Source organism: Microcella sp. (assembly GCF_019739195.1).
Lineage (GTDB): Bacteria > Actinomycetota > Actinomycetes > Actinomycetales > Microbacteriaceae > Microcella.
Window position 1 is genome coordinate 120,736 of record NZ_JAHHDS010000003.1, and the last position, 12,550, is coordinate 133,285.

The following is a 12,550-nucleotide window of genomic DNA, read 5'->3' on the forward strand; positions in this document are numbered from 1 at the left end:
GAATCTGCCTATCGGCTGGTCGGCCGCCTAAAGGCGGGCCGCAACGAACTCGGTCAGGTCGACGAGACGGTTCGAGTAGCCCCACTCATTGTCGTACCACGCCGAGACCTTGACGAGGTTGCCGCTGACGTTGGTCAGCTCGGAGTCGAAGATCGACGAGTGCGGGTTGAGCTGGATGTCGCTCGAGACGATCGGGTCGTCGGTGTACTCGAGGTAGCCCTTGAGTCGGCCCTCTGATGCGGCCGCCTGGTAGGCGGCGTTGATCGTCTCGACGGTGAGGCCCTCGGTCGGGGTGACGATCGTGAGGTCAACGATCGAGCCGGTCGGAACCGGAACGCGGTACGACGAGCCGCTCAGCTTGCCCTGAAGCTCGGGCAGCACGAGACCGATGGCCTTCGCGGCTCCGGTCGAGGCCGGCACGATGTTGATGGCCGCGCCACGAGCGCGCCGCAGGTCTTTGTGCGGGCCGTCTTGCAGGTTCTGGTCGGCCGTGTAGGCGTGGGCCGTCATCATGAAGCCGCGCTCGATGCCGAAAGCGTCGTTGAAGACCTTGGCGAGCGGGGCGAGGCAGTTGGTAGTGCACGAGGCGTTCGAGATGATGACGTCGGTCGCGGGGTCGTAGGTCTCTTCGTTGACCCCCATGACGATAGTGGCGTCATCGCCCGTGGCCGGAGCCGAGATGAGCACCTTCTTCGCGCCGCCGGCAATGTGCTTCTTCGCGTCCTCGGCCTTGGTGAAGTGACCGGTCGACTCAATGACGATGTCGACGCCCAGGTCGCCCCAGGGAAGGTTGGCCGGGTCGCGGTCGGCGAACACCCGGATGCGCTTGCCGCCCACAGTGATCGAGTCACCATCGTGCGAGACATCGTGCGCGAGCACGCCACCGACCGAGTCGTACTTCAGCAGGTGCGCGAGCGCCGCATTGTCGGTGAGGTCGTTGACCGCGACGATCTCGAGCTCACTGCCCTGGGCGAGAGCCGCCCTCAAGTAGTTGCGGCCGATGCGACCGAATCCGTTGATGCCGACTTTCACGCTCACGAGATCTCCTGTGGCTCTGGCGCTCTAGAGCGCCGGGTGGTGGTAGTGGTGGAGGTGGAGAAAAAGCGGTGGCCGGGGCGCGAGCCCCGGCCACGACGCCGCTTACGACAGTAGCAGGAGCCCGTCAGTCGTCGAACGAGCAGCGGCGAACCGATCGGCCACGTTCTGCCAGTCGACGATGTTCCAGAACGCCTTGACGTAGTCGGCCTTCACGTTGACGTAGTCGAGGTAGAAGGCGTGCTCCCACATGTCGAGCTGCAACAGCGGCACGGTGGTCTGCGCCGTGTTGCCCTGCTGATCGAACAGCTGCTGGATGATGAGGCGGCGGCCGATGGGGTCCCACGACAGCACGCCCCAGCCTGATCCCTGGATTCCCATCGAGGCGGCCGTGAAGTGCGCGACGAAAGCGTCGAACGATCCGAAGAACTCGTCGATCGCGGCCGCGAGTTCACCCGCGGGCTTATCGCCTCCGTTCGGCGAGAGGTTGGTCCAGAAGATCGAGTGGTTGATGTGGCCGCCGAGATGGAAAGCCAGGTCTTTCTCGAGTCGGTTGATGTTCGCGAAACTGCCCGACTCGCGCGCCTCGGCCATGCCCTCGAGCGCTGCATTCGCGCCCGCGACATAGGCGGCGTGGTGCTTCGAGTGGTGCAGTTCCATGATGCGACCGCTAATGTGCGGCTCAAGCGCCGCATAGTCATAACTCAGTTCGGGGAGGGTGTACACGGACATAGAGCGATATCTCCTCGCAGTTGTGCGGTCGGCCACCGGTCTTCGCCGACGGCCGCTCTGACAAGGCGTCAGTCTACCGAGGCCAACCCGCGACCCGTCGGGAGTGTTCCCTCGGGCTCTGCACGGAACTCAGCCGCCGTCGTAGTCCGGAGGCAGATTCGCATCGGTCCCCGGAATACCCAGAGACTCCGCCTGCTTATCAGCCATGGCCAGCAAGCGCCGGATGCGACCGGCCACGGCATCTTTCGTCATGGGAGGATCCGCGAAGTGCCCGAGCTCATCGAGGCTCGCGTCGCGGTGGTTCAAACGCAGCTGCCCGGCGTACCTCAAGTGATCAGGCAGGTCGTCGCCGAGAATCTCGAGCGCTCGCTCGACCCGCGCGCAGGCGGCGACAGCGGCTTGCGCTGAGCGACGCAGGTTCGCGTCGTCGAAGTTGACCAACCGATTCGCGGTCGCCCGTACTTCGCGTCTGGCCCTCAGTGCCTCCCAGTCGTCGACGGTCGAGACGGCACCGATGAGACGCAGCATCTGACTGATCTTCTCGCCGTCGCGAATCACCACGCGATGCACGCCGCGTACTTCGCGTGCTTTCGCCGAGATGCCGAGACGACCGGCGGCACCGACCAGCGCCATCGCCGCCTCGTTGCCGGGGCACGTGATCTCGAGCGCGGCAGAGCGGCCGGGGTCGGTGAGCGAGCCGTGCGCGAGGAAGGCACCGCGCCAGACTGCCGCGAGCTCGTCGTGCGACCCTGTCGTGAGCTTGTTCGGCAGACCCCGCACGGGTCGCCGTCGCGCGTCGAGCAACCCGGTCTGCCGCGCGAGCGTCTCCCCGCCCTCCAGAACTCGCACCACGTAGGCCGGCGTCTTGCGGATGCCGCCGGGCGAGAGCATCGCCGCGTCGCTGCGCATGCCGTAGAGCTCGACGAGATCTTTGCGCACTCGTCGCGCGATCGATGGTGTATCGAGCTCGACCTCGACGGCCACACGCCCCGAGATGAGGTGCAGCCCACCGGCGAATCTCAGAATGGTCGCGAGCTCGGCAGCGCGCACCGTGGTCTTCGTCACCGCGAGCCGCGAGAGTTCTTCCTTCACGTCAGCGGTCAGGGCCACAGAAGCCGTCCTCTCGAATCACGATCTGATGGTGGGTGTGCAGATCGACCCTACTCGCGTCCGAGGTCGCGGTGCTTCACGGTCACGGCGATGCCGGGCATGCCGCGCAGGTGCGCGGCCACATCGTCGATGAGCGCGACCGAGCGGTGCTTGCCGCCCGTGCAGCCGATCGCGATGGTCGCGTGGCGCTTGTTCTCGCGGGCATAGCCCTTGAGCACGGGCACGAGCATGGCGACGAAAGCATCACGGAATTCGCGAGCACCTTCCTGGGCGAGCACGTAGTCGCTCACTGCTGCATCCTGACCGGTCGACTCGCGCAGCTCAGGCTGCCAGAACGGATTCGGCAAGAAGCGGGCGTCTGCCACGATGTCTGCGTCGGCGGGCGAGCCGTACTTGAAACCGAAGCTCTCGAGCGTGATCGTCACTTCAGCAGTGCCCTGCGGAGCGAACACTTCTGTGACGGTCGTCGCCAACTGGTGAATATTGAACTCGGTCGTGTCGATGATGATGTCGGCAAGTTCACGAACCTCAAACATGCGCTCTCGCTCGCGTGCAATGCCGTCGAGCAGCGTGCCGTCTTCCTGCAGCGGGTGGGGTCGCCGCACTTGCTCAAAACGGCGCACGAGCACAGCATCCGTCGCCTCGAGGAATAGCACGCGGACGATGTCTCTCGACCGCAACTCTGCGATGATCGCGGCCAGGTCGGCGAAGAGCTTGCCGCCGCGCACGTCGACGACCGCGGCGATTCGCGGGAGCGCGCTGCCGGGGTGCACCGCCAGGTCGACGAGCGGACGCAGCATCTGCGGAGGAAGGTTGTCGACGACGTACCAGCCGAGGTCTTCGAGAGCGTTGGCGACTGTCGAGCGCCCCGCGCCCGACATGCCGGTGACGATGAGCACATCATGGGGTACGGCGTCGGGCATCGGTCCTCGAGAGCTCGTCAAAGTGGGCGGTTCCAGCCTAACCGCCAGACCTCAGGGCACGATGCACGAGTTCTGCGGTCGCCGGACCGATGCCGTCGACTGCCACGATCTCATCGACACTCGCCGCGCGCAGCCGTGTGACCGACCCGAAGTGCTTGAGCAGCTCGCGAATGCGCGACGGTCCGAGACCCGGCACGCTCGAGAGCACGGTGCGGATATCGCGGGAACGCGTGGTGCGCTGGTACCTCAGCGCGAAGCGATGCGCCTCGTCGCGCAACCGCTGCAGCAGAAACAGGGCGTCGGATGCCCGCGGCAGGATCACCGGAAACTCGCTGTCGGGCAGCCACACCTCTTCGAGCCGCTTCGCGATGCCGCAGACAGCGATGTCGTCGATGCCCTCGTCGCGCAGCGCTCGAGCTGCGGCGGCCACCTGCGGCTGCCCGCCGTCGATCACGAGCAGACCAGGGCGGTAGTGAAACGACTTGCGTGTCGGCGCCGGAGCGACCACGGGCTCGCCCGCGCCGTCGACGGTCGCATCGACCCCGTGGAGCTCTGGTGCTGCGGCATCGTCGTGCAGGTAGGCGAGGCGGCGGCGCAGCACCTGGTACACCGCGTCGGTGTCATCGCGCGCCTCGGCGATCGCGAATTTGCGGTACTGGTCTTTGCGCGGCAGCCCATCTTCGAAGACGACCATCGACGCGACCTGGTTCGTGCCGCCGAGGTGCGAGACGTCGAAGCACTCGAGCCGAAGCGGAGCCTCCTCGAGCCCGAGTGCCTCCTGCAGGTCGGCGAGGGCCTGCGACCGCGCTGTGAAGTCGCCGCTGCGTCGTGTCTTGTAGCGCACGAGCTCACCCGCCGCATTGGTGCCGACCGTCGCAGCGAGGGCGGCCTTCTCGCCGCGCTGCGCCGTCTTCACCGTGACCGCACCTCGCTCCCCCGCCGTGCGGCGCCGCTCAGTGAGTACGGTTTGCAGCGCAAGCACGTCGTCGGGCACTTCGGGCACGATCACTTCGCGAGCCGGCACGGTGGTTTCGTCGTAGGCGTTCTGCAGCACGGTGTCGACGAGCTCGGCGAGGGTGACGTCGAGCTCGGTGTCGACGACCCAGCCCCGCACGCCGCGAATGCGCCCGCCGCGCACGATGAACAGCTGCACGGCGGCTGCCAGCTCGTCGTGCGCGATGCCGAACACGTCGGCGTCGGTGTCATCGGTCATGACGACGGTGCTCTTCGCGAGGGCCGTCTCGAGCGCACCGATCTGGTCGCGCAGCCGGGCGGCGGACTCGTAGTCAAGCTCGTGCGCCGCCTCGGCCATGCGCGTCTTCAGGGCCTTCACGTGACCCTCGTCGTTGCCGCCCATGAACGAGGCGAAGTCGAGTGCGATGCTGCGGTGGTCTTCGGGCGAGATGCGGCCGACGCACGGTGCGGCGCACTTTCCGATGTCGCCGAGCAGACACGGCCGACCGGTGTCGTGGGCCCGCTTGTAGGTGCTGTCAGAACAGGATCGCATCGGAAATGCCTTGAGCATGAGGTCGACCGTCTCGCGCACGGCCCAGACCTTCGTGTACGGCCCGAAGTAGCGCGCGCCCGGGATACCGCGGGTGCGCGTCACCATCACCCGCGGCACGCGCTCCGCGAGCGTGATGGCCACATAGGGATAGGTCTTGTCGTCGCGGAACTTGACGTTGAACGGCGGCGCGAACTCTTTGATCCAGGTGTACTCAAGAGATAGCGCCTCGAGCTCGCTGCCCACGACCGTCCACTCGACTCCCTGCGCCGTCGTGACCATGCGCCTCGTGCGCTCGTGCAGGCTCGTGACGGGTTGGAAGTAGTTGCTCAGGCGACTGCGCAGGTTCTTGGCCTTGCCGACGTAGAGCACACGCCGGTTCGCGTCGAGAAACCGGTAGACACCGGGATCGGTGGGAATCTCGCCGCGTTTCGGGCGCCACTCATCCCGCGAGGCCACCTCAGGCTCCCGAGACCTCGGCGAGCATCTCGCGCAAGAAGGCACCGGTGTGGCTCTCGTCGACGGTCGCGAGGTGCTCGGGAGTGCCCGTCGCGATGACCTGCCCGCCGCCGGCACCGCCCTCGGGCCCCAGGTCGATCAGCCAGTCGGCGGCACGAATCACGTCGAGATTGTGCTCGATGACGATGACGGTGTTGCCCTTGTCGACGAGACCGTTCAGCACCATGAGCAGCTTGCGCACGTCTTCAAAGTGCAGGCCGGTCGTCGGCTCGTCGAGCACGTAGACGCTGCGGCCATTCGACCGCTTCTGCAGCTCGGTCGCGAGCTTGACGCGCTGCGCTTCACCGCCCGAGAGCGTGGTGGCGCTCTGCCCGAGCCGCACGTAGCCGAGACCGACATCGACGAGAGTCTTCAAGAATCTGTGGATGGCCGAGATGGGCTCGAAGAACTCAGCAGCCTCTTCGATCGGCATGTCGAGAACTTCGGCGATGTTCTTGCCCTTGTAGTGCACAGTGAGCGTGTCGCGGTTATAGCGGGCTCCGCCGCAGACTTCGCACGCGACGTACACGTCGGGCAAGAAGTTCATCTCGATCTTGATCGTGCCATCGCCCGCGCAGTTCTCACAGCGCCCGCCCTTGACGTTGAAGCTGAATCGCCCGGGCAGGTAGCCGCGTGCCTTGGCCTCGAGAGTCTCGGCAAAGAGGGTGCGGATGCGGTCGAAGACGCCGGTGTAGGTCGCCGGGTTCGACCTCGGGGTGCGGCCGATGGGCGCCTGATCGACGTGCACCACCTTGTCGAGATGCTCGAGGCCCGTGACGCGCACATGCTTGCCCGGCACCTGACGCGCGCCGTTGAGCTTGTTGGCGAGCACCTTGTAGAGGATGTCGTTGACGAGCGACGACTTGCCCGAACCGCTCACCCCCGTGACAGCGACGAAGGCTCCGAGTGGAAAGTCAACCGTCACGTTCTGCAGATTGTTGGCCTTGGCGCCTTCGACCGTGAGCACGCGGTCGTGGTCGAGTGTGCGGCGCTCAACGACGTCGACGACCCTGCGGCGGCCCGCGAGATAGTCGCCCGTAATCGACGCCGGATTCGCGATGAGGCCGGCGTACGATCCCGAGTGCACGACTTCACCACCGTGCTCCCCCGCCCCGGGGCCAATGTCGACGATCCAGTCGGCGGTGCGGATGGTGTCTTCGTCGTGCTCGACGACGATGAGCGTGTTGCCGAGGTTCTTGAGTTTCACGAGCGTGTCGATGAGTCTGCGATTGTCTCGCTGGTGCAGCCCGATGCTGGGCTCGTCGAGCACGTAGAGCACACCCGTGAGCCCCGAGCCGATCTGCGTCGCAAGCCGGATGCGCTGCGCTTCGCCGCCCGAGAGGCTGCCTGCGGCGCGCGCCATGCTGAGGTAGCCGAGCCCGACCTCGAGCAGAAACTCGAGACGCGCCCTGATCTCACGCAGCACGGCGGCGGCGATGGCGGCCTCGCGCTCGGTGAGGGTGATCGCCTGCATGAACGCGTAGGCGTCGAGCAGGCTCAGCTCGGCGACCGACGAGATGCTGCGCCCGTCGACTGTCACCGCGAGCACTTCGGGCTTCAACCGGGCGCCGTCGCACTCAGAGCAGGGAACCTCACGCAGGTACTCGGCGAACCGCTGCTGAGACCAGTCGCTCTCGGCTTCGGCGTACTTGCGTTCGATGTAGGGGATCACGCCCTCGAACCCGGTCGAATAGGTCACGTCGCGGCCATAGCGGTTGCGCCACTTGACGCGCACGTCGAAATCGTTGCCGAGCAGAATGGCCTGCTGCGTACTCTCTTCGAGCTCGCCCCAGGGCGTGTCGAGCGAGAAGCCGAGGTCGCGGCCGAGCCCCGAGAGCAGCTTCTGGAAGTAGCTGTAGAGACCCTTTCCTTGCTGGTTCCACGGCAGGATGACGCCGTCATTGAGCGACAGCGAGGGGTCGCCGATGAGCAGGTCGACATCGACCGCCATGCGGGTGCCGAGCCCCGAGCAGACCGGGCAGGCGCCGAACGGGGCGTTGAACGAGAACGTGCGGGGCTCGATCTCGGTGAGCTGCAGCGGGTGACGATTGGGGCAGCTCAGCCGCTCGCTGAATGTGCGGGTGCCGTCGGGCCCTTCGCGGTCGACGAAGTCGATGACGACGAGGCCGTCGGCGAGGCCGAGGGCCGTCTCGAGCGAGTCGGTGAGCCGGGTGAGGGCCTCGTCGTTCGCCACGAGTCGGTCGACGACGACGGCGATGTCGTGCTTCACCTGCTTCTTCAGCGTTGGGGGCTCGCTGAGCTGCACGACCTCGCCATCGACGACGGCACGGGCGTAGCCTCCCGCGGCCAGCTCACGGAAGAGGTCGACGAACTCGCCCTTCTTCTGACTGACCACCGGGGCGAGCACCTGGAAACGGGTGCCGGTCTCGAGCGTCATGAGCTCGTCGGCGATCTGCTGCACCGTCTGGCGCTGAATGCGCTCGCCGCACTCGGGGCAGTGCGGGGTGCCGACTCGAGCCCAGAGCAGGCGCATGTAGTCGTAGATCTCGGTGATCGTGCCCACGGTCGAGCGCGGGTTGCGGTTGGTCGACTTCTGGTCGATCGAGACGGCAGGGCTCAGCCCCTCGATGAAGTCGACGTCGGGCCGGTCGACCTGACCTAAGAACTGGCGTGCGTAGGCCGAGAGCGACTCGACGTAGCGACGCTGCCCCTCGGCGAAGATCGTGTCGAAGGCGAGCGAGCTCTTGCCCGATCCCGACAGACCGGTGAAGACGACGAGCGCGTCGCGCGGAATCACGAGGTCGACATCGCGCAGGTTGTGCACGCGCGCACCGCGCACACTCAGATGGGGAGCAGTCTCAAGAGGGGTCGCCGACACTCTCGCCATTGTAGGTGCGGCTCCCGACAGTCTCCCCCGCGCGGGCGTCTACAGAGCAGGGCTCAGCGCTATCAGTCCGAAGACACTGCGATGCCGTCTACCGGGTACCGAGCCGCCAGAGCAGCCACCTCGGTGCCGGTGTACGGCCACTCTGTTACCGCGGGCGGCTCCGTGGTCTTGCGAGCGATGATCCAGCTCGTCGCGGCGGAGTGGGTGGTGCTGAAGGCGAGCAGAGGCAGTCGTGGATCGTCAGGCGAGAACGGGTGGGGCTCAACCTGCATGCGCACGTCGACTGACGACCCCGTCTCGACAACCTCGAACCCCAGCATCGGCGTGAAGAGTTGGCGCAGCCCATCAGGAGACATGCGCCAGAAGTCGTTCGGCCGCGCGTGGGTCGGCCAGGCCCACGGAGCGTGGTGCAGAGCGTATCCCCCGGGCACGAGAACGGTCGCGCACGCGCGCGCGACGAGCCACGGGGCGGCGACGTGCTCGAGCAGGCTGCCCGAGTAGACGATCGCGGCGCTGGCAACACCGGCGGCCAGATCAAGTTCGTGCACGTCGGCTACCAGGTCGACCCCGATACCTGGGTGGATGTCGACTCCGATCACCTCCCGGTTCGGGAACTTCTCGCGCAAGGAACGATCGTCTTCTGCACGGCCCGTGCGCACTCCGAGTGCAAGCACACGACCGGGCGGTGCGGCCTCGATCGCTTCGCGGGCGGCATCGCGCCAGTCGCGCCCTTCTGTGTCTGTGGGTACAACCGGCAGCGGATGCCGTGGTGCGGGAACGATGCACCGCACAGCGAGGTGCCCAGTCTCGCCCAGGAACTCGAGTTCGACGTCGGGAGGGCCGGGCAAATAGGCCGAGAAGCCCGCGGTTGCCATTGCCTCGTTTCCTCCGAAAAACACAGGAAGATCGGGACGATGGAGTACGACGGTAGCAACGCTTCCCGAGCGGGTCGCCAGGGTGAGGCCGTTCACGGGGAAACCCCCGCAGTGCGCCCATCCCGTGACGTGCGTGCCATGCGGATCGCACCAGTAGCGATCGATGGTCACGGCGAGTGTCGGGGTTTCGGTGATGGGAGCGGCGGGGAGCGGCCGACGGAGGATGCGCACAGGTCGAGGCTAGCCCCGGTACGCGCGCGGTTCGAGCGCTGCTCGAGGGGCGCTCAGCGCACGTGCCCCGCCTCGACCATGCCACGCAGATCTTTCTTGAGGTCTTGCACTTCGTCGCGCAATCGAGCGGCGAGCTCGAACTTGAGCTCTTCGGCCGCCGTGAGCATCTGGGCCGTGAGGTCGGCGATGATCGACTCGAGCTCGGCCGCCCCCTCTGCGCCGCGCCCCTCGCGCCGCAGCCCCGGAGTCGGCGACTTTTTGCCGCCACCAGCCGCGGCGCGCCGGCTCGCGAGCAGTTCGGCCGTGTCGGCGCCTTCGCGCGCGAGTTGGTCGGTGATGTCGGCAATCTTCTTGCGCAGCGGCGTCGGGTCGATGCCGTTCTCGAGGTTGTAGGCGACCTGCCGCTCACGACGCCTCGTCGTCTCGTCGATCGCTTGCGCCATCGAGGGCGTGACGACGTCGGCGTACATGTGCACCTCGCCTGACACGTTACGGGCCGCGCGGCCGATGGTCTGGATGAGCGAGGTCGACGATCTCAAAAAGCCTTCTTTGTCGGCGTCGAGAATGGCCACGAGAGACACTTCGGGCAGATCGAGACCCTCGCGCAACAGGTTGATGCCGACGAGCACGTCGTAGACACCCTGACGCAGCTCGCTCAACAGCTCAACGCGGCGCAGGGTGTCGACATCGGAGTGCAGATAGCGCACGCGCACACCGGCGTCGGTCAAGAAGTCGGTGAGCTCTTCGGCCATCTTTTTGGTGAGGGTCGTCACGAGCACGCGCTCGTCACGCTCAGTGCGCTGGCGGATCTGTTCGAGCAAATCGTCGATCTGGCCCTTGCTCGGCTTGACGACGATCTGCGGGTCGACGAGGCCGGTCGGCCGGATAATCTGCTCGACGATCGAGTCGGTGATGCCGAGCTCGTACTTGCCGGGCGTGGCCGAGAGGTAGACCTTCTGGCCCGTGCGCTCGAGAAATTCTTCCCACCGCAACGGACGGTTGTCGAGCGCACTCGGCAGTCGGAAGCCGTGCTCGACGAGCGTGCGCTTGCGCGAGGCATCGCCCTCGTACATTGCGCCGATCTGCGGCACCGTGACGTGGCTCTCATCGATCACGACGAGGAAGTCATCGGGAAAATAATCGAGCAGGCAGTTCGGCGGTTCGCCTGGCGCCCGGCCGTCAATGTGGCGCGAGTAGTTCTCGATGCCGTTGCAGAAGCCGATCTGTTCCATCATCTCGAGGTCGAAGGTCGTGCGCATGCGCAGGCGCTGAGCCTCGAGCAGCTTTCCCTGCCGTTCGAGCTCGGCAAGCCTCGGCTCAAGCTCTTCTCTGATCGACACGATCGCACGCTGCATGGTGTCGGGCGAGGCGGCGTAGTGCGTCGCCGGGAACACCGAGACAGCATCGAGCGCACGCACAACGTCGCCCGTGAGCGGGTGCAGAGCGTAGAGAGCCTCGATCTCGTCGCCGAACATCTCGATGCGTATCGCGAGCTCTTCGTACATCGGGATGATCTCGATAGTGTCGCCGCGCACCCGGAACTTGCCGCGCGAGAAGTCAACATCGTTGCGCTGGTACTGCATGCCCACGAACTTGCGAATGAGCACGTCACGGGGAATGCTCTGCCCCACCTGCAGGGCGACCATGGCCTCGAGGTACTCTTCTGCCGCGCCGAGGCCGTAGATGCACGAGACGGTTGAGACCACGATGACGTCTCGACGGCTGAGCAGTGAGTTCGTCGTCGAATGGCGTAGCCGCTCTACTTCGGCGTTGACCGAGCTGTCTTTCTCGATGAAGGTATCGGTCTGCGGCACGTACGCCTCGGGCTGGTAGTAGTCGTAGTACGAGACGAAGTACTCGATCGCGTTGTGCGGCATGAGATCGCGGAACTCGGTCGCGAGCTGCGCAGCGAGCGTCTTGTTGTGCGCGAGCACGAGTGTCGGGCGCTGCACCTGCTCGATCAGCCAGGCCGTCGTCGCCGACTTTCCGGTGCCCGTCGCGCCGAGCAGCACGATGTCGGTCTCTCCCGCGTTGATGCGCGCGGCGAGCTCAGCGATGGCCTGTGGTTGATCGCCGCTCGGACGGTAGACGCTCACGACTTCGAACGGCCGCACCGAGCGAGTGGGTTCCATGCCCCTCAGTCTACGAAGAGGGGTCTGACACTGCGGTGTGACCCGAACGGCGAGCGACGAGTTGCTGCCAGAGAGCATCCGTCTGCTGCTCGGTGCTCTCGATCGTGCCGCTCGTGTCGATCACGACGTCGGCGACGGCGAGGCGCTCGTCATCGGTCGCCTGGGCGTCGATACGGCGCTGTGCGGATGCTCGGTCGACGCCGCGCAGGGCGACGAGTCGCTCGACGCGCACGTCGGCGGGTGCGTGCACTACGACGACGAGCGCGAACTCGTCGGCCGACCTGGCCTCGACGAGCAGGGGCACGTCGTAGACGACGACGGCGTCGGGCTGCGCGCTCTCGATCTCGGCGAGTCGTTCGCGGTAGAGCCGGGCGACCTCGGGGTGCACGATCGCGTTCAGATCACAACGTGCAGTGCCATCGGCGAAGACGATGTGCCCCAGCGCCGCGCGATCGAGCGAGCCATCGGGTGCGATCACCGCTTCGCCGAAGCGGGCGCGCACCGCCGCCAGGCCAGGCGAGCCCGGTGCGACCGCTGTGCGCGCGAGCTCATCGGCATCGATGACGACCGCTCCGTGTTGAGCGAGGCGGCGCGCCACTGTCGACTTGCCGGCGGCGATTCCACCCGTGAGCCCGATCACATCCACGGCCCGACCCTAACGG

At 66.3% G+C, this 12,550-nt stretch carries 9 protein-coding genes; all 9 read right to left on the minus strand.

Going from position 1 to position 12,550, the window contains the following annotated elements:
• Positions 1-27: 27 nt before the first annotated feature.
• Positions 28-1,038, minus strand: a complete 1,011-nt coding sequence (gene gap / locus KL788_RS02315; protein WP_293168128.1) for a type I glyceraldehyde-3-phosphate dehydrogenase — start codon at positions 1,036-1,038, stop codon at positions 28-30.
• 102 nt (positions 1,039-1,140) lie between these two features.
• A complete protein-coding gene (locus KL788_RS02320; protein ID WP_293168130.1) occupies positions 1,141-1,767 on the minus strand; it encodes a superoxide dismutase in 627 nt (208 codons plus the stop codon).
• A gap of 129 nt (positions 1,768-1,896) precedes the next feature.
• Positions 1,897-2,877: a DNA-binding protein WhiA gene (gene whiA / locus KL788_RS02325; RefSeq protein ID WP_293168132.1), complete on the minus strand. Its 981-nt coding sequence runs from the start codon at positions 2,875-2,877 to the stop codon at positions 1,897-1,899.
• 50 nt (positions 2,878-2,927) lie between these two features.
• The gene (rapZ, locus tag KL788_RS02330; RefSeq protein ID WP_293168134.1) at positions 2,928-3,800 is read right to left on the minus strand and encodes an RNase adapter RapZ; all 873 of its coding nucleotides are present in this window, start codon (positions 3,798-3,800) and stop codon (positions 2,928-2,930) included.
• Positions 3,801-3,837: 37 nt separating this feature from the next.
• Positions 3,838-5,763, minus strand: a complete 1,926-nt coding sequence (gene uvrC, locus KL788_RS02335) for an excinuclease ABC subunit UvrC (RefSeq protein ID WP_293168136.1) — start codon at positions 5,761-5,763, stop codon at positions 3,838-3,840.
• Between the two features lies 1 nt (position 5,764).
• Positions 5,765-8,650 (minus strand): excinuclease ABC subunit UvrA, encoded by a 2,886-nt coding sequence (uvrA, locus tag KL788_RS02340; protein ID WP_428846104.1) that lies wholly within the window; start codon positions 8,648-8,650, stop codon positions 5,765-5,767.
• A 62-nt stretch (positions 8,651-8,712) separates the two neighbouring features.
• Positions 8,713-9,525: a methyltransferase domain-containing protein gene (locus tag KL788_RS02345; protein ID WP_293168140.1), complete on the minus strand. Its 813-nt coding sequence runs from the start codon at positions 9,523-9,525 to the stop codon at positions 8,713-8,715.
• A gap of 284 nt (positions 9,526-9,809) precedes the next feature.
• The gene (gene uvrB, locus KL788_RS02350; protein WP_293168142.1) at positions 9,810-11,888 is read right to left on the minus strand and encodes an excinuclease ABC subunit UvrB; all 2,079 of its coding nucleotides are present in this window, start codon (positions 11,886-11,888) and stop codon (positions 9,810-9,812) included.
• Between the two features lie 10 nt (positions 11,889-11,898).
• Entirely contained in the window at positions 11,899-12,534 is a 636-nt protein-coding gene (gene coaE / locus KL788_RS02355) for a dephospho-CoA kinase (RefSeq protein WP_293168144.1), read from the minus strand.
• Positions 12,535-12,550 lie beyond the last annotated feature (16 nt).

Excerpts from the sequence above, each read along its gene's own strand:
- uvrB (WP_293168142.1), bottom strand. The coding sequence starts at position 11,888 with ATGGAACCCACTCGCTCGGTGCGGCCGTTCGAAGTCGTGAGCGTCTAC.
- uvrA (WP_428846104.1), bottom strand. The coding sequence starts at position 8,650 with ATGGCGAGAGTGTCGGCGACCCCTCTTGAGACTGCTCCCCATCTGAGT.
- rapZ (WP_293168134.1), bottom strand. The coding sequence starts at position 3,800 with ATGCCCGACGCCGTACCCCATGATGTGCTCATCGTCACCGGCATGTCG.
- KL788_RS02345 (WP_293168140.1), bottom strand. The coding sequence starts at position 9,525 with ATGGCAACCGCGGGCTTCTCGGCCTATTTGCCCGGCCCTCCCGACGTC.
- KL788_RS02320 (WP_293168130.1), bottom strand. The coding sequence starts at position 1,767 with ATGTCCGTGTACACCCTCCCCGAACTGAGTTATGACTATGCGGCGCTT.